We start from the raw sequence: 18,282 nt of genomic DNA, 5'->3' as shown, positions 1-18,282 counted from the left end.
AGGCTACTACGTCTAACTGCGTTCCTCTGGGGGTGCTAGAGCACCACATATTCCTTCTCAAACTGATCCTACGGTAGGTTTGTTCAGGAAGATGTGGTGCTCTTCTGCGTTTATATAATGCAGTTAATAAAGAGCCGCCACAAGGCTACTACGTCTAACTGCGTTCCTCTGTGGATAAGCGTGTGGTCGACTCCCACCTAGTCAATTTATTGATAGCACCCGTATAGGGTGCTTTTTTATTAGTTCTACATCTTTATATCGTCATTTCTGTATACTTTATGATGGCATTTATAATACTTAGAGATATTTTAAAAAGATTAGGCTTAGTATAGCAACATATATTCCTCTATATTTCAAAAATGGCGTTAATTTGCTAACTCAATTAGGTATACATACAGAATAATGCTTGACTATTTATTATATGTGTTGTACTATATAATTAAATTATGAATACTATTTGTGATGGAGGGATAATCATGAGTCGTGATACTGCATATGTTCTTTGGTTTGATGAATTGCATCGTGAGGATGTGGATATTGTTGGTGGTAAGTCTTCTTCTTTAGGAGAAATGACTTCTTCTACGAATGTACCTGTTCCTTATGGATATGCTACAACAGCCCATGGCTATCGTTATTTCATGGAAGAAACTGGTTTAGTAGATCGAATTAAAGCTAAATTGGAAGAATTGCATGATGTGGAAAACTCTGCGTTGTTACGTAAGGTGACTGCAGAAGTACGTCAAATGATTATGGATGAGGAAATGCCAGCTCCATTAGCTGAGGCTATTCGTGAAGGCTATGAAGAATTAGCACGTAAAGTAGGGGAAGAGAACCCATTTGTAGCGGTACGATCTAGTGCCACTGCAGAGGACTTGCCAGATGCTAGTTTTGCAGGTCAACAAGATACATACTTAAATGTTCGTGGCGCTGATATGATCATTGCTAAAGTAAAAGAATGCTATGCATCTACTTTTACTGACCGTGCTACCTACTATCGTGTAAAACGAGGTTTCGATCATATGACAGTAGCCTTGTCAGCAGCCATCCAAATGATGGTATACTCCAAAGCTGCAGGCGTTATGTTCTCTGTGAATATTATGAATGGTGATGACAAATCCATTATTATCGAAGGATCTTGGGGTCTTGGTGAGTATGTAGTGCAAGGTACAGTAACACCAGATAATTTCACTGTAGATAAAGGGACGATGCAAATTACAGATCGTATGATTAACGATAAAAATCTTGCATTAGTACGTAAACCAGAAGGGGATTGCGTTGAAATTCAAATTCCTGAAGACCAAGCTCGTCAACAAGTTATCACAGACGAACAAGTTATCGAATTAGCAACTTATGCAAAAGCAATTGAAAAACATTATGGTTGCTATATGGATATGGAATGGGGCATCGATGAGCGCGATGGAAAAGTATGGATTTTACAAGCCCGTCCAGAAACTGTATTCTCTCAAAAGAAAGAAAAAGAAGAAACTGTAGTGGAAGCGACTACAACAGAACGTAAGATTGTTGTAAAAGGTCTTCCTGCGAGCCCTGGTAAAGCAGCAGGTCGTGCTCATGTGATCGAAAATCCAGAAGATATCGATGATTTTAAAGAAGGAGAAATCCTTGTTACTACTATGACTGCTCCTGACTGGGTACCGGCGATGAAAAAAGCTAAAGCTATTGTCACAGATGCTGGTGGTATGACTTGTCATGCGTCTATTGTAAGTCGTGAGTTGGGGATTCCTTGTATTGTAGGTACAAAATCTCGCAGTGAAGAGGCGACGAAAACGATTTCTGACGGTCAAATGATTACTGTAGATGCTACAAATGGTATTGTCTATGATGGAATTTTAGAAGAGGCTACCAAAAAAGTAGAGCCAGAAGCAGAAGCTCGCTATGTAGAGCCAACACCGATTACAGCTACTAAAATCTACATGAACTTAGGCGATCCAGACTTGGCTGAAAAATATGGCGTATTACCTTGTGATGGTATTGGTTTAATGCGTGAGGAATTCATTTGGACTACTTTTATTCATGAACACCCAATGCATTTAATCGAAACAGGTCGTCGTGATTTTGCCATCGATACCTTAGCCGAAGGTATGCGTAAAGTATGTGCAGCCTTAGCCCCTCGACAAGTTGTATTGCGTTTGAGTGACTTCAAATCTAGCGAATACCGTGATTTAAATGGTGGTGATAAATACGAGCCAGAAGAATCTAGCGCTTTGCTTGGATTCCGTGGTGCTTCTCGCTACTATGATGAACGCTATGCACCAGCGTTCTTGTTAGAATTAGAAGCCATTAAAAAAGTACGCAATGAATTCGGTTTTAAAAATTTGCAAGTTATGATTCCATTCTGTCGTACTGTGAAGGAAGCAGCAGAAGTAACTCGTATTATGGCAGAACACGGCTTACAACGTAATGCAGACTTCAAAGTATGGTTGATGGCTGAAATCCCTGCGAACATTATCTTGGCGGATCAATTCAATCAATATGTAGATGGTTACTCTATTGGTTCCAATGACTTAACGATGCTTGTATTAGGCTGTGATCGAGATAATGAAACTGTACAACATATTTATGATGAAAGAAACTTGGCTGTAAAACGTGCTATTAAACATTTAATTGAAACAGCACACAAAGATGGCAAAACAGTATCCATCTGTGGACAAGCGCCAAGTGTATATCCAGAGTTCTGTGAGTTCTTAGTAAAACATGGTATTGACTCTATTTCTGTAAATCCAGATGCTGTGGTGTCTACGAAAAAAATGGTGGCACAATTAGAACAACGCATTATGTTAGATGCTTTGACAGGCAAAGGTCGTCAAAATACAGAAGCTTTAGATTGGTAATAGATGAGGAGGCTCTGGAAGGAGCCTCCTTTTTCATAGAAAGGTAACAATATGAATCTTTCAAAACGACAAGAATCGATTGTACAAATTGTACAACAAGAAGGGCCTATCACTGGTAAAGCGATCGCTACAAAATTGGACTTAACGAGGTCTGCGTTGCGATCAGATTTAACGGTACTGACAATGATGGGTATTTTAGATGCACGGCCAAAGGTCGGGTATTACTATGTTGGTAAAGTGGCAAATAATCCCTTAGCGGCTGAGATTAATAGTTTCACAGTGGCACAAGTTATGTCCAGTGTGGTAGCAGTCAGTTCCACAGCATCTGTGTATGACACAATTGTTACCATGTTCACAGAAGATGTAGGAACTATCTTAATCTGTGATGATGGTATATTAAAAGGCGTGGTTTCTCGTAAAGATTTATTGCGTGCCTCTCTTGGTGGGTCTGATTTAAATACTATGCCTATTTCCATGATCATGACACCTACTAGTAAAGTCGTAGTGGCATATCCCGATATGCCTGTTGTGGAAGCAGTAGAACGGATGATTGATTTTGAAATCGATTGCGTACCGGTAGTAGATAAGGTATTATTAGAGACAAGTAAAGAATATCGTGTAGTAGGTCGTATTTCTAAAACCACAGTGACCCGTTTATTTTGGGACTGTGGAAAACGATAGGAGTAATTATGGCTAAAATTATTTATGCAATTTCTGACTCCCTAGGAGAAACAGCTGAATCAGTGGCACGTGCTACGGCAAGTCAATATGATAAGGAAACGATTGATATCGTTCGTGTGCCCTATATTAATGATGAATTACAAATAAATGAAGTGGTAAAAGAAGCCGCTACCGGCGGACATGTGATCTGTCATACCATTGTATCACCAGCATTGCGGTCGTATTTAGATACAGCTTGTAAAGCACAGGGTGTGCAAGCCGTAGATATTATGGGCCCTGTTATGGATGCAGTAGGAACTATGACAGATACAGAGCCTAGATTGGCACCTGGTATGATTCATAAATTAGACCAAGAATATTTCAAAAAGGTAGAGGCTATAGAATTTGCCGTGAAATACGACGATGGTAAAAATCCAAAAGGCTTTGAAAAAGCAGATATTGTCATTATTGGAATTTCTCGTACTAGTAAGACCCCATTATCTATGTTCTTAGCCTATAAAAAATAAAAGCGGCCAATTTACCATTGGTACCAGAAGTACCATTGCCAGAAGAATTATTCCAAATTCCAGGACGCAAGATTGTAGGGTTAATTATTGATCCTTTCAAATTGAACAATATTCGTGAGGAACGTCTTCGTACCATGGGACTACATGCAGACGCTAATTATGCGAATGTAAGCCGTATTGAAGAAGAGTTAAATTATGCAAAAACTGTGATGAGGCGGTTACATTGCCCAGTACTTGATGTAACTAATAAATCTATCGAAGAAACAGCTGGTATGGTGATGCAAATCATTCAAAAAAATCGTGTCATGGATACACGCTAAGCTAGGAGGTGTCATATGAGTATTCGTGAAATGCTAGAAGATCGAGAATATACTATGTTAAGTCCTTATGCGGCTAAAAGTAGAGAATCTGTAAGAGATCGTAAGGAAGAGCCTGATCCATATCGGACGGATTTTCAACGAGATCGAGATCGTATTCTACATAGCAAATGTTTCCGTCGATTAAAACACAAAACACAAGTATATATTGCTCCGGGGGACCATTATCGGACTCGTATGACACATACCTTAGAAGTGGGACAGATTGGACGTACCATTGCACGGGCGTTGCGGTTGAATGAAGATTTGACAGAGGCTATCGCTATGGGGCATGATGTGGGACATACACCATTTGGACATGTGGGAGAATACGCCCTTCGTGATATGGTAGGTCATTTCAATCATAATGAGCAAAGCTTGCGCATGGTGGAAAGTATTGAAAAGAATGGACAAGGTCTTAACCTAACGACTGCTGTTCGTGATGGTATTTTAGGGCATACAGGTTCTCATATGCCTCTTACCTTAGAAGGGCAGATCATACGCACTGCTGATCGTATCGCCTATTTATGTCATGATTTTGATGATGCGTTGCGAGCACATATGCTCAGGGTGAATGATTTACCGAAAGAAGTGCTACAGGTCTTTGGAGATACCCATTCCAAAATGATTACTGCCATGGTCACAGACATGGTGACATCCTCTATGGATCAACCGGTGATTTCTATGTCAGAACGTGGTGTGGAAACTATGAATATTTTCCGTCGTTTTATGTTTGAACGTGTCTATCGGGCACCGTCGTTAATTCCAGATCGGAATAAAGGTGACTATGTGGTAAAACACTTATTTATGTACTATAAAGAACACCCCGAGGCGATTCGCCATGAAATCCATCATGACAATCCCATTACAGACCAAGATATTGTGGACTATGTGGCGGGTCTGACAGATAACTATGCGATAAAACTATTTACTGAGTATTATATTCCTAAAGTATGGGATAATTGATCTGCTTTCAAAGAAATGCTGCGCTAAGGCGTGGCATTTTTTGCTTGCAAATTTAGGTTATTCATACCCTAAACTCTTTAAAAATAAAAGTTTGGGGTATATAGACATCATCGAATTGATGGGTTTCATAGTTTGACATTTGTTCTTATTTTAAGTAAACTAAAGATTGGTACTGAAATACATTAGTTGAGTTTTGTAACTCTTTACTTATAGTGTGAAAGGAGGGCTATATTGGTTACCGTTAAGGAGAAAATTTTAGCAGCGGCGGCCATAATGATTGAAGAGCAAGGCATATCATTCCGCATGGATGATTTAGCAAAAGCATTGACTATTAGTAAACGTACGTTGTATGAACAATTTCGTTCTAAACATGAAATTGTAGAAACCATTTTAGTCCATGGGGCAGAAGACTTTTACAGACAGCATGAGAATATTGTGAACAATAAAAGTCTTACTGTAGAAGAAGTATTAAATAGGTATTTTAGAGTACGATCAAATTTGTATGCGGCTTTCAGTGGAGAATCTTTCATAGAAATCTTCTTATATATACCGCAACTACAAGAAACGTTGAAAACTTTGTTCAAGAAAGATTGGGACTTACTTAAACACTATTTACTACACCAACAAGAGCAAGGAACTATTGCTCGCTATGTGGATGTTGATATTATCATTATGATGTTGCAAGGTGCTGTACGACGCATTGTGTTTGAAAGCTCCAATCATCATGAGGATATTTATAAATATATGCCAAAGGTTATTTCAGTTATATTACAGGGTATTACAAATAAGGGTGAAATGAATGAAAAAACAAGCGTATAATGGTTTAGTGGCAGCTAGCTTGGCAGCCCTTGTACTTGTATCTGGTTGTGGTGGACAAGCTCCGGGGCAAGGTCCAACGGAGGTTAACTCCTATAAAATCACAGCTACTGATACAAATGTACAAGAATCTTTCAATGGTACTGTATTGGCACAAAATTCTATTGTGATTCGAGCGAATGTATCCGGTCGAGTTGTTGAAAAATATGTAAAAGGGGGCGACACGGTAAAAGCCGGTCAAGCATTGTATCGTCTCGATGGACGTCAATACGAAGCGAACCTAGCTAGTGCACAAGCCAATGCAGCACGATCTAGCGCAGCGTACCAAAACTCTCAAGTCGATTTACAGCGCTATCAAACATTAGCAAATGAAGATGCCATTGCCCGCCAAACACTGGATACACAAGCTAGTGTGGCTGCACAAAATCGCGCAGCCTTAGAAGCTATGGAAGCACAAATCCGCTTAGCGGAAAATAATTTACAAGATACGGTTGTATATGCGCCATTTGATGGTACATTGGAAATGGATGATGTAGATTTAGGTACATTCGTTACAGCTGGACAAACAGCACTTGTCACATTGAACTCTACCGATCCAGTATATGTACAATTTAGTATGAGTGAAGCAGAGTACTTAGAATATAAAAAAGCACATCGTTCTGTAGATGGCGAAGTAGAATTGAAATTGTCCAATGGTGAAATCTATGGTACCTATGATGATAATCACAAAATTGTAAGCACAATTAAAGGTCGCATTGTGGAAGCTGCCAAAAACTTAGATAGCGGTACAGGTCAGCTGATTTTAAAAGCAGCATTCCCAAATCCAAATCATATGTTGTTACCAAATATGTATGCATCCGTTATTACTAGCGGTGAAACTATTCAAGGCGCTATCTTAGTGCCATCTCGTGCTTTATTACAAGTATTGGATAAAACATTTGTGATGGTCATCCGAGATGGTAAAGTAGAACAAGTGCCTGTCACAACAAGTGGTACCAGTGGTAAATACACCATCATTCGTCCTTCCAAAGATGGTAAAGGTTTAACAGTAGGCGATGAAATCGTTGTAGATGGCTTAACAAAAGCGAAAAATGGCGCAGAAGTAAAAGCAACTTTATTAAGCAAAGAAGATATTGAGAAAGGTAATTAGGGTGATATTGTGTCAAAATTCTTTATTAATCGCCCTATCTTTGCCATCGTAATCTCTATTATCATTACATTGCTAGGGTTGATTTCCTTATCAAAACTGCCGATCGACAGATATCCACAGATTTCTCCACCGCAAGTACAGGTACGTACTGCCTACATGGGGGCCAATGCTGAGGTTGTAAGCGAATCGGTAGCGGCAGTCATCGAAAAACAAATCGTTGGCGTCCAAAATATGGATTATATGCAATCCACGAGTACAGGGGATGGTTCCTATAACTTGACAGTTCAATTTGAGCAAGGAACTGATGCCGATATGGATACGGTAAACGTACAAAACCGTGTAGCCCGTTCCTTGGCATCTTTGCCATCCGAAGTACAAACGGTAGGTGTGACAACTACGAAATCTTCTGGGGATATGGCCATGGTATTCTCCTTGGTATCTCCAAACGGTAGTTATGATAGAACTTTCTTAAAAAACTATGCCACTAACTATATGATGGATGCCATCAAATCTGTGAATGGTGTGGGTACAGTGCAAGAGTTCGGTGCTGATTATGCCATGCGTATTTGGCTTGACCCAACAAAAATGTCTAAATTTGGGGTTACTATTACAGATGTAAGTAATGCAATTCGTAGCCAAAACAAACAGGCTGCAGCGGGTGCATTAGGTTCTGACCCAATCGATAAAGATCAGGCGTTCAACACATCTGTAAAAGTGCAAGGTCGTTTGGCTGAAATTTCTGAATTTGAAAATATTGTTATTAAAAAGGATAAAAAGAATAATTTATTGCATTTAAAAGATGTAGCTCGTGTTGAATTAGGGGCACAAAGTTATTCTGTAGAGCCTACAAGTTTCTCAAAAGAAACGGGCAATGATAAACCAGTAGCTGTATTTGCTGTTTCTTTAACGAATGATGCGAATGCATTAGAAACAATCAATGCTGTAAAAGAGGTTATTCACCAACAAGAAGAAGCATTCCCACCGGATATGCAAGCGAAGATTATTGTAGATAATACAAAATTTGTAAAAGCTTCTATGAAAGAAGTAGTAAAAACCTTTGAAGAAGCCTTGATTCTCGTAGCGATTATTGTGTACTTGTTCTTGCAAACATGGCAGTCTACAGTGATTCCAATGATTGCAGTGCCAGTATCTTTGATTGGTACTTTTGCGGCGTTCCAAGTAATGGGCTTTACTGTTAATACATTGACTTTGCTAGCCATGGTGTTAGCGATCGGTCTCGTCGTGGATGATGCGATCGTCGTAATCGAAGCTGTAGAATATGAAATGCGCTACAATGGGTTGAAACCAAAGGCGGCTACCGTAGCAGCCATGGAAAAAGTACAAGGCCCTGTTGTTGGTATTGCTTTCGTATTGATTTCCGTATTCGTTCCAGTGGCCTTCATGGGTGGTTTAACGGGGGTATTGTATAAACAATTCGCTTTAACAGTAGCTATTTCTGTTATTATTTCTGCCTTTGTAGCATTGACATTGACGCCTGCATTGTGTGGTATTATGTTAAAACCACATAAGCCAAAAGAGACTACTAATATAGTGGGTCGTTTCTTGGAGTGGTTTAATGGATTCTTGGATCGAAGAATCGATCAGTATGGTATTCTTTTAGCTCGTTGGTCCAATCGTCTATGGGCCACATGGTTGGCATTGGCTATCTTCTTAGGTGCAGCTTTTGGTATGATGCGTATGGTGCCAAGTGGATTCGTACCAGCTGAAGATAGTGGCTATTTCATGGTTGCTGTATCCTTACCTCCAGGGGCGACTTCTAGTCGTACAAAAGATGTATTAACTGATTTAGGTCATTTCTTGAACGAAGATAAAGATTCTGATGGGACCATCACAGTACCTGGCTTTGATATCTTAGCTGGGGCAGCACAAACGAGTGGTGGTGTAATCTTTACATCCTTAACAGATTGGGGTGAAAGAACGCAACCAGATCAACAGCTTGGCTTAAAGATTCGAAATACTTTCATCCATGGTTCTAAGGACCCACGAGGAACGATTATTCCGTTGAATCCACCATCCCTCCCAGGTCTTGGTAATACAGGTGGTTTCTCCATGTACCTCATCAATAAAGCGGGTCATAGTACAGAACAAATGAATGCGGTAGTGCAACAGTTCTTAGGAGAAGCTCAAAAACGTCCTGAGTTCCGCAGTATTTATACGACTTTCAATACGGCCACACCATCCTATAATTTTGATGTGAATCGTGATAGAGCGGCTCGTGATGGCGTAGCGGTGACAGATATTTATACAGCCTTACAAGGATATTATGGTGGTATGCAGTTAAATGACTTTACTAAGTTTGGTAAAAACTACAAAGTTATGTTACAAGCGGACAATCAGTTCCGTACCGATCCTAGTATGAATCATCTATTGACTGTTCGTAATGCAGCAGGTCAAATGGTGCCAGTTGATACGTATATTACACCGCAAAAAACGACATCTGCCTTTGTGGTAACACGATATAACAACTTCCCAGCAGTGAGCATTGGTGGTAATACTAAGCAAGGTGTTAGCTCTGGTGATGCTATCAAAGCCTTAGAAGAAGTGGCGAAAAATACATTGCCACAAGGATATACCTATGATTGGGGTGGACAAACTCGTGAGGAAATCAAAGCGGGATCCCAAGTGTTGATTATCTTTGGATTCGGTATTGTCTTTGTATTCCTTGTGTTGGCTGCCTTGTATGAATCTTGGAAAGTACCATTTGCAGTACTATTATCTGTTCCAACAGGTATCTTTGGTGCTGTACTTGGTCCATGGTTATTCAATATGATTGGTGCCATGATGAAATCTACACATTTCTTTGCCTTGGATATTTATTTCCAAATTGGCTTGCTTACCTTGGTGGGCTTAGCAGCGAAGAATGCGATCTTGATTATCGAATATGCTAAGATTCGTGTCGATGAAAGAGGTATGAACTATGTAGATGCAGCCATTGAGGCAGCGAAGATTCGTTTACGTCCTATCTTGATGACGTCCTTTGCATTCATCATTGGATGCTCGCCATTGATGTTGGTAAGTGGCGCTGGTGCTGGTGCCCGTGCATCCTTGGGTGTGACCGTAGTATTTGGTATGATTACAGCCACATTCTTTGGAGTGGCAATCATCCCTATGCTGTTCATCATTATAGAAAAACTAGGCTTTAAACGTCACTAATTAGGCTATGCAGCCTCGTTGGTCGTTACTTGTAAGGCTATGCAGCCTTGTGGCGGTCTTAATTGAATATGATAAAAAGGGAAGAGCACGGCATACTCCTCACAAACGGTATTTCATAATGTTTGTTCGGAGCACGCCGTGCTCTTCCTGTGTTTGTATCATTTTGTCAGTAAAGGCCCGCCACAAAGGCTGCTACACCTAACTGCGTTTCTCTGGGAATAGTTAGAGCACGACATATTCCTACCCGAACTAATACAGTGGTTAGGTTTATTTGATCATTTTAGCTTTGGAATTACTAATTCATTTTATTGATATCTTGAAATAGATAATAAAATGACCTAACGTAAAGAGGTCTGACCACCTCACACGTTAGGCCCATTTCTTTTAAGCTTTGAGATGAGCCTAACGCCTGCGCACGTTGATGGCTCTTCTTATTTACAAATTAAGTATACCATACTTTATGATAAAATACTACTTTTTAGAGTATGCAGCTTGTAGGTCGTCACTAATTAGGCTATGCAGCCTGTGGCGGTCTTAATTAGATAAAGGGAAGAGCATGGCATACTCCTTACAAACGGTATTTTATAATGTTTGTTCGGAGCATGCCGTGCTCTTCTTATGTTTGTGTTATTTAGTCAGTAAGGACGCCACAAAGGCTACTACGTCTAACTGCGTTCCTCTTGGGTAGGGAAATATATTGATAAAAATTAACATTTTGAGTAATTTTATAGTATAATGAAAATTAGAAGAGTTATTGACGTGTTGTTAGGCTCATCTCTTCCTACTATAGGAGGAGGTGATTTCTATGAAGTTTTTGAAAAGATTATCTTTATTGGTAAAATTTTTGAAATTAATTATAGATATTTATCGTTTCTTTAACTAGAAATGACAAAGCCTAACGTAAAGATAAGTGTTCGCACCACTTATACACGTTAGGCAAGTCAAATTTTCCAACATTTGAGATGAGCCTAACGCCAGCTACACGTTGATGGCTCTTCTTTTTTACATGTCAAGTATACCATACTTTGCAAAAAAATACTACTTGTTCCTACGTCTAACTGCGTCCCTCTAAGAGTTAAATTATGGGAGAGGTTTGTGTTTTGTGGTATAATGAAATAATAGCCGATGAACTAGTTTCATTCGATGAGTGAGGTACAAATGAAAGTTATTATTTCAACGTTGAATTCAAAATATATACACTCTTCTTTGGCGTTGCGCTATTTGCAGGCTTATGGAAGAACGAAGGACGAGGCATATGAGATAGTGGAATACACTATTAATATGCCTATTTTAGATATTTTAAACAATGTTACTACGTTAGACGCAGATGTAATAGGCTTTGCTTGTTATATCTGGAATATCGATATGACATTGCATCTATGTTCTATGATCAAAGCGGTCCGCCCTAGTACTAAGATTATCTTAGGGGGGCCTGAGGTGAGTTATACAGCGCGGGAACTATTAGAAGACCACCCGTATATTGACTATATTGTGCAAGGGGAAGCTGAGGAGGCTTTCACTTCGTTTGTGAAAGCAATCCGTACAGGTCACTCTCCTGTTGATCCTGTCATACCTGGTATCTTAGGTAGAGAACAAGGCAACATTCTAGGGTCTGAAGAGGCGGTGGAGGTAAAGGATCTAAGCACCATACCATTCCCGTACACAGAGGAAGATATGCTTACCTTAGGGAATAAAATTGTCTATTATGAATCTTCTCGTGGTTGTCCCTTTAGTTGCCAGTATTGTTTATCTGGAAATCGCAACACTGTACGATTCTTTCCCCAAAAACGGGTAATCGAAGAGTTAGCTTGGTTCGTGGAGCACAATGTAAAACAGGTGAAGTTTGTGGATCGTACGTTCAACTGTGCGCCTCATCATCATATTCCATTGATGGAGTGGATGCGTGACCATGGGGGACAGACGAACTTTCACCTGGAAATGGAATCCATTTTAATGACTGAAAAAGAAGTAGATATTCTAAGTTCTACTCGTCATGGTCAAATACAGATTGAGGTAGGCGTTCAAAGTACCCATGATAAGACCTTAGAGGCGATCCATCGGCGCAATGATTGGGGCCGTATTCAGTCTGTCATTCCTCCGATTATTAAGGCTGGGCGTACTCATGTGCATATGGACTTAATTGTAGGTTTGCCATATGAAAGTAAATCTATTTTCGAGAAGTCCTTTAATGATTTATTCAGTTTGCAACCTCATGCGTTGCAGATTGGATTTTTAAAGTTATTAAAAGGCTCTGGCGTTCGTTCCATGGCAGAGTACGAGTATATTGCCAATCCGAAAGCACCTTACGAAGTATTACAAACCCATGTCTTGCCTTATGATGATGTACGCATGTTAAAACATTTTGAAGATGTGTTTGAACGGTTCTATAATAGTGAACGGTATCGCACAGTTTTTGGGTACATTAGTGAAAGCTTAATCCAAGAAGGATCGGCCTTTGCCTATTTTGAAGAAATGACCAAGCTATGGTTAGAAAAAGGGAATCAAGACCGTAAATTAAATGATGCTGATCAAATAGCATTCCTTTATGAGTTCTTCACCTTGAAAGAGGACCAAGTGGCCTGTGATTTACTGCGCTACGATGTATTGACATCTTTCAATGGGAAAATCCGTGATGAACGATTTGGTTTATCTAAGGATAGAAAGCAAGAAATGCAAGATGCCGAGATATTCTGGCGTGAGGAAGCATTAGTTCGACAATACATTTCTAACTATTCCTTTGTGGAGTGGCGTAAAGTGAGACAAGATTACCACACGATAGAGGTGTGTGGTGCTACATTGCCATACTTAGGGATTCCAAGGGGGTCTTATAGTGCTGTAGAGGTCATAATTGATGTAAAAGGTGAGACGAAACCTTTTATACGTCCTCAACAATGTGTAGATACGAATTTGAATTATCGAGAACATATTGCTAGTTCAACTATCAGGGAGGAGGTGTGATATGAGTGATACCACAAAGCCAAAGCGGTATCGTATGATATCTGCTTTTTACAAAGAGCGATATGGGGAAAAGGCTTATAAAATTCCAGTGGCATTACCGTTGACATGCCCTAATCGCGATGGATCAGCAGGTGTAGGTGGATGTACCTTCTGTGGTGAAATTGGAGCAGGTTATGAAAATCGACCAGCCTCTATGACGGTGAAGCAGCAAATTGATGAAACAGTGGTGCATATTGCGAAAAAATATAAAGCCTATAAATATATACCGTATTTTCAGAATTTTAGTAACACCTATTTGCCACCAGAGAAGTTTCGCCAGTATGTGGAAGCAGCTTGCTTAGAACATGTGGTAGGCATTGCCATTGCCACGCGTCCGGACTGTGTACATGATGCCTATTTAGATATTTTAAAAGATATACAAAACAAATATGGTATTGATATCTATGTAGAATTAGGCTTACAATCGGTGAACTATCATACATTACAAAAGGTAAACCGAGGACATACGATGGCGGAGTTTATCGATGCAGTATTGCGCATCAAGCGTTATGGATTTGAAGTGTGTGCTCATATGATACTGAACCTTCCATGGGACACCATGGACGATGTCATTGAAGGGGCAAAAACTTTATCAGCATTGCAAGTAGACCAAGTGAAGCTTCATGCATTATACTTAGTAAAGAATACGAAAATGGCACATGATTATGAGGCTGGTGAATTTACCTTAATCAGTGCAGAAGAATACGCTCGACGAGTGGTAGAATTTTTACGTTACCTAGACCCTAAGATTGTATTACAACGACTAGTAGGACGTGCGCCAGAGGAAAATACAATCTTCACGAATTGGTCTATGGGCTGGTGGCGCGTACAAGATTTGATTGATCAAATTATGGAAGACGAAGATATTTCTCAAGGCAGCGGTTATGATTATTTACATGGCGCTGCGGTTCAAAAATTTCTGTGAAAGGGAGCATATGGCTAATCAGAGATTTACCATACCTACTTATGACATGGTAGGACCTATCGTGGGACCTCAAGGATCTCACATGAAAGTATTAGAAGAACTAGTAACAGTAGATATATTACATCGAGATACCATTGTGGATATAACAGGTTCAGAGGAATCTGTACAAGTAGCAATGGAAGTGTTAGATGTACTGTTATACTTGTTTAAAAATCATATTAAAATCACTGATCATCATGTGCGAACAGCTACCACGATGATCTTGAAAGGCGAAAAAGAATCACTTTTCCAGTTATATGAAGATACTATCAATGTGACTGTGAAGGGGAATCCTATTATTCCTAAAACAGTGGGCCAAAAACAATATGTAGATAGTATCCGTCGCAATACGATCACCTTTGGTATTGGTCCTGCGGGAACAGGAAAAACCTATTTAGCTGTTGCACTGGCAGCATTTTACTTGAAAAATCGTGAAGTGGATCGTATTATTTTGACAAGACCTGCTGTAGAGGCAGGGGAAAAGCTAGGGTATTTGCCAGGTGATTTACAAGAAAAAGTAGACCCTTATTTACGTCCTCTCTATGATGCTTTACATGATATGTTCGGTGTAGAACGAGTGCAGAAGATGCTCTTACAAGGGACTATCGAGGTAGCACCATTGGCTTACATGCGTGGTCGCACCTTGGAACGTTCCTTTGTGATCCTTGATGAAGGGCAGAATACGACGCCAGAACAGATGAAAATGTTTTTAACTCGCTTAGGGTATCAGTCGAAAATGGTGGTCAATGGAGACCCTACGCAAATCGACTTGCCACCGAAGATAATATCTGGTTTGATTGAAGCAGAGCAAGTGTTACAACGCATCAAAGGGATTCGGTGTATTTATTTTTCTGACCAAGATGTGGTGCGTCATGATTTGGTAGGTCGTATTGTGAAAGCCTATGAAGAATATCAACTTTCAGAGAAAGGGAAACAAGAATGATTGTAAGTATTTCCTATGATGAGGGAATCGAACAGAATAGCACTTACGAGGAAGTCATTCAACGGTGCTGTAATGAAGTGGCTCGTGTGTATGGATTGCACGAGGAAGATGAATATAGTGTGCTCCTCTGTAACAACGGAAAAATTCAAGAATTAAATTGTGAATACCGTGGTAAAGATATCCCTACAGATGTATTATCGTTTGCCCTCAATGAAGGAGATGAAGCTTCTATCGAGGAAGAAGGACAGTTATTAGGGGATATTGTCATTTCCCTAGAGCGAGCGGCAGAGCAAGCGAAAGAGTATAATCATGATTTTATTCGTGAACTTGCCTATTTAACTGTTCATAGCTGTTTACACATTTTAGGTTATGACCATATGACAGATGAAGATAAAAAAGAAATGCGCACAGAAGAAGAGTTTGTACTTGGTAATTTAGGTTATGTACGAGAGGATATGCCATATAATGAATAGTGAAAAAGGATTTAAATCAGGCTTTGTAGCCGTTGTAGGACGACCAAATGTAGGAAAGTCTACATTAATTAATGCATTGATTGATGATAAAATTGTCATCGTATCTGATAAAGCGCAAACGACACGAAACCGTATTGTTTGTGTCTATACAGATGAAAAGAAACAAATCGTGTTCATGGATACACCAGGGATTCATAAGCCAAAACATAAATTAGGTGAATTCATGGTAGACCAAGCGGTAGATTCTTTGCGTGAAGTAGAAGCTGTATTATTTGTGGTAGCAGCGAATGAAAAACGTGGTCCTGGGGATAACTTTGTCATTGAACAATTACGTAAGGTGAACGTACCAGTGTTTCTCATTGTGAACAAAATTGATACGATGGACAAACAAGACTTGTTGGAGGCTATTGTATCCTATGAAAATAGCTATCCTTTTGAAGCGGTGGTACCGATTTCTGCGAAAGAAAAAGACAATATTGAAGAAGTGGTGAATTTATTAGAAAAACATTTACCGGAAGGTCCAAAATACTTCCCAGATGATATGATTACAGATCAACCGGAACGTTTGATTATCTCTGATATTGTGCGTGAAAAAATCCTATTACAGACTCATGATGAAATTCCTCATGCCATTGCTGTTGATGTAGATGAAATGAAAACGAGAGAGGATGGCACTACCTATGTACGAGCTACTATATATGTAGAGCGAGATTCCCAAAAAGGTATCATCATTGGTAAACAAGGAGCCATGTTAAAAACTATTGGCCGCCAAGCTCGTGGTGATGTAGAGCGTTTATTGGCTACAAAAGTATTCCTAGATTTATGGGTAAAAGTGAAAAAAGACTGGCGCAATAAATCTGGTATGTTATCTGAATTGGGATATCGGAATTAATACTTAAGGCCGGTTATTTTATGGTATGCTGTTAATCTTTTAGGTCATAGTGTAGACAACATTACGTATGAAAAATCACATACCTTGAGATAGAGTATGGTATTGTTAAAATAGTGTATATAGAAAGGACTGATTTATATCGATACCCCCGTCACGGGTGGCATGATTCTATTTGCCATCTTTTGTATTTTAATCATTAGTTTGTTTGTTATCAGTAAATTCTCCTTTGCTCGTTTACGAGAAGAACATCTAGAAGATATGGACTCCTTGAGTGATGGGAAAAAAGAAGAATTACGTGAATTATACCAACGACCAGAACGGTTTATGAATACGTCCACTTTCTTTATTCTCTTCTTTATAGTCGTTTTAGCAGTCTATGTAGGACGCTATTTAGAAGATGGGACTGATGTGGTATTACATTATTTAGGAGTGTATGATGCCACATATGCCATTATAGTAGAATGGATTGTATTAGCATTATTTGCTGTAGTAGTGCTCATATTTGGTGAAATTATTCCCAAAGGGCTGGCATTATCTTTCCCTGAACGCTATGTGGGGACTACAGTGACGATTGTTAGATTAGCTGGAAAAGTTGTAATTCCTTTTGTATATCTTGCGGAACAAATTGGTAATACAGTACTGAAAGCTTTCAAAGCGCCGTATCGTACAGAAATCGATCTAGTGCATACAGAAGAAGAAATCCGTGCCTTGGTAAGCCGTAGTCATCAACAAGGTGAAATTGACCATGTGGAAGGTGAGCTTATCGATAATGTATTCGATTTTGTGGATCGCATTGCGAAGGAAGTTATGATTCCTCGACAAGATGTGGTGTGCGTATATACCCAAGATAGTTTTGAAGAGACCATGCATATCGTATCGTCTACAAGCCACACGAGATATCCTTTGTGTTTAGAAGATAAAGATCATATTATCGGCCTTGTGCATATTAAGGATTTAATGGAACGCCGTGAAGAGGCGAGTAAAGATTTACGTTCCATACGTCGTAATATTCTTATCATTCCAGAAGTGATGAAGTTATCTGTTCTATTACAACACATGCGGACACGTCGTATTTATCAAGCTATTGTGGTGGATGAATACGGGGGTATGGTTGGCTTAGTAGGTTTAGAAGATATCCTAGAAGAACTGGTGGGGGATATTCAAGATGAGCACGAACGTGACTTGCCTGCCATTGTTCAAAATCCTAATGGAACTTATAACTTTGCCGGTAAAGTGCTGGTGGATGAGGTAGAAGATCTATTGGATATTTCCTTTGGTGATGTGGACGAAGATACTATTGGTGGTGTTATTTTCGGTATGTTAGAGCGAACACCTGCCATTGGTGACGTCATCACCGTAGGTGAATATACTTTCACAGTCACAGAAATGCAAGGATACCGAATAGAACGTGTGTATGCCGTGCCAGTGCCTGTTGAAGAAAACATAAATGACGAATCAAATTAATAGATGCTGTATGCAAGAATCATGTAGATTTTAAGTTTGTGTAGACTATAT

The 18,282-nt window shown here is 39.5% G+C and carries 12 protein-coding genes and 1 pseudogene; all 13 read left to right on the top strand.

The window, feature by feature from the left end; all coding sequences use genetic code 11:
* Window positions 1-476: 476 nt before the first annotated feature.
* On the top strand, window positions 477-2,849 hold the full coding sequence (gene ppsA, locus HMPREF9200_RS07135; RefSeq protein WP_009354023.1) for a phosphoenolpyruvate synthase: 2,373 nt from the start codon (window positions 477-479) through the stop codon (window positions 2,847-2,849).
* A 51-nt stretch (window positions 2,850-2,900) separates the two neighbouring features.
* The gene (locus HMPREF9200_RS07130; RefSeq protein ID WP_009354020.1) at window positions 2,901-3,530 is read left to right on the top strand and encodes a CBS domain-containing protein; all 630 of its coding nucleotides are present in this window, start codon (window positions 2,901-2,903) and stop codon (window positions 3,528-3,530) included.
* Window positions 3,531-3,535: 5 nt separating this feature from the next.
* A pseudogene (locus HMPREF9200_RS07125) lies at window positions 3,536-4,356 on the top strand (pyruvate, water dikinase regulatory protein).
* 15 nt (window positions 4,357-4,371) lie between these two features.
* Window positions 4,372-5,358, top strand: a complete 987-nt coding sequence (locus HMPREF9200_RS07120; protein ID WP_009354033.1) for a deoxyguanosinetriphosphate triphosphohydrolase — start codon at window positions 4,372-4,374, stop codon at window positions 5,356-5,358.
* A 231-nt stretch (window positions 5,359-5,589) separates the two neighbouring features.
* Window positions 5,590-6,177, top strand: coding sequence for a TetR/AcrR family transcriptional regulator (locus HMPREF9200_RS08170; RefSeq protein ID WP_009354034.1), 588 nt, complete (start codon window positions 5,590-5,592; stop codon window positions 6,175-6,177).
* Window positions 6,158-7,324, top strand: coding sequence for an efflux RND transporter periplasmic adaptor subunit (locus HMPREF9200_RS07110; protein ID WP_009354038.1), 1,167 nt, complete (start codon window positions 6,158-6,160; stop codon window positions 7,322-7,324). The genes HMPREF9200_RS08170 and HMPREF9200_RS07110 overlap by 20 nt, the downstream gene beginning before the upstream one ends.
* A gap of 9 nt (window positions 7,325-7,333) precedes the next feature.
* Complete coding sequence (locus HMPREF9200_RS07105) at window positions 7,334-10,498, top strand: efflux RND transporter permease subunit (RefSeq protein ID WP_009354027.1); 3,165 nt, start codon at window positions 7,334-7,336, stop codon at window positions 10,496-10,498.
* Window positions 10,499-11,641: 1,143 nt separating this feature from the next.
* Window positions 11,642-13,456: a B12-binding domain-containing radical SAM protein gene (locus tag HMPREF9200_RS07100; protein WP_255260739.1), complete on the top strand. Its 1,815-nt coding sequence runs from the start codon at window positions 11,642-11,644 to the stop codon at window positions 13,454-13,456.
* 1 nt (window position 13,457) lies between these two features.
* Window positions 13,458-14,420: a TIGR01212 family radical SAM protein gene (locus HMPREF9200_RS07095; RefSeq protein ID WP_009354039.1), complete on the top strand. Its 963-nt coding sequence runs from the start codon at window positions 13,458-13,460 to the stop codon at window positions 14,418-14,420.
* A 10-nt stretch (window positions 14,421-14,430) separates the two neighbouring features.
* The gene (locus tag HMPREF9200_RS07090) at window positions 14,431-15,402 is read left to right on the top strand and encodes a PhoH family protein (RefSeq protein ID WP_038145135.1); all 972 of its coding nucleotides are present in this window, start codon (window positions 14,431-14,433) and stop codon (window positions 15,400-15,402) included.
* Window positions 15,399-15,875, top strand: coding sequence for an rRNA maturation RNase YbeY (ybeY, locus tag HMPREF9200_RS07085; RefSeq protein WP_009354032.1), 477 nt, complete (start codon window positions 15,399-15,401; stop codon window positions 15,873-15,875). The genes HMPREF9200_RS07090 and ybeY overlap by 4 nt, the downstream gene beginning before the upstream one ends.
* Entirely contained in the window at window positions 15,868-16,767 is a 900-nt protein-coding gene (gene era, locus HMPREF9200_RS07080) for a GTPase Era (protein WP_009354046.1), read from the top strand. The genes ybeY and era overlap by 8 nt, the downstream gene beginning before the upstream one ends.
* Window positions 16,768-16,929: 162 nt before the next feature.
* Complete coding sequence (locus HMPREF9200_RS07075) at window positions 16,930-18,231, top strand: hemolysin family protein (protein WP_009354017.1); 1,302 nt, start codon at window positions 16,930-16,932, stop codon at window positions 18,229-18,231.
* Window positions 18,232-18,282: the final 51 nt, after the last annotated feature.

It is taken from the genome of Veillonella sp. oral taxon 780 str. F0422, from assembly GCF_000221605.1.
GTDB lineage: Bacteria > Bacillota > Negativicutes > Veillonellales > Veillonellaceae > F0422.
This window is presented reverse-complemented; position numbering and strand designations above follow the sequence as displayed.

Excerpts from the sequence above, each read along its gene's own strand:
- HMPREF9200_RS07100 (WP_255260739.1), top strand. The coding sequence starts at position 11,642 with ATGAGTGAGGTACAAATGAAAGTTATTATTTCAACGTTGAATTCAAAA.
- HMPREF9200_RS07130 (WP_009354020.1), top strand. The coding sequence starts at position 2,901 with ATGAATCTTTCAAAACGACAAGAATCGATTGTACAAATTGTACAACAA.
- HMPREF9200_RS07095 (WP_009354039.1), top strand. The coding sequence starts at position 13,458 with ATGAGTGATACCACAAAGCCAAAGCGGTATCGTATGATATCTGCTTTT.
- HMPREF9200_RS07110 (WP_009354038.1), top strand. The coding sequence starts at position 6,158 with ATGAAAAAACAAGCGTATAATGGTTTAGTGGCAGCTAGCTTGGCAGCC.
- HMPREF9200_RS07120 (WP_009354033.1), top strand. The coding sequence starts at position 4,372 with ATGAGTATTCGTGAAATGCTAGAAGATCGAGAATATACTATGTTAAGT.
- HMPREF9200_RS07090 (WP_038145135.1), top strand. The coding sequence starts at position 14,431 with ATGGCTAATCAGAGATTTACCATACCTACTTATGACATGGTAGGACCT.
- ppsA (WP_009354023.1), top strand. The coding sequence starts at position 477 with ATGAGTCGTGATACTGCATATGTTCTTTGGTTTGATGAATTGCATCGT.
- era (WP_009354046.1), top strand. The coding sequence starts at position 15,868 with ATGAATAGTGAAAAAGGATTTAAATCAGGCTTTGTAGCCGTTGTAGGA.
- ybeY (WP_009354032.1), top strand. The coding sequence starts at position 15,399 with ATGATTGTAAGTATTTCCTATGATGAGGGAATCGAACAGAATAGCACT.
- HMPREF9200_RS07075 (WP_009354017.1), top strand. The coding sequence starts at position 16,930 with ATGATTCTATTTGCCATCTTTTGTATTTTAATCATTAGTTTGTTTGTT.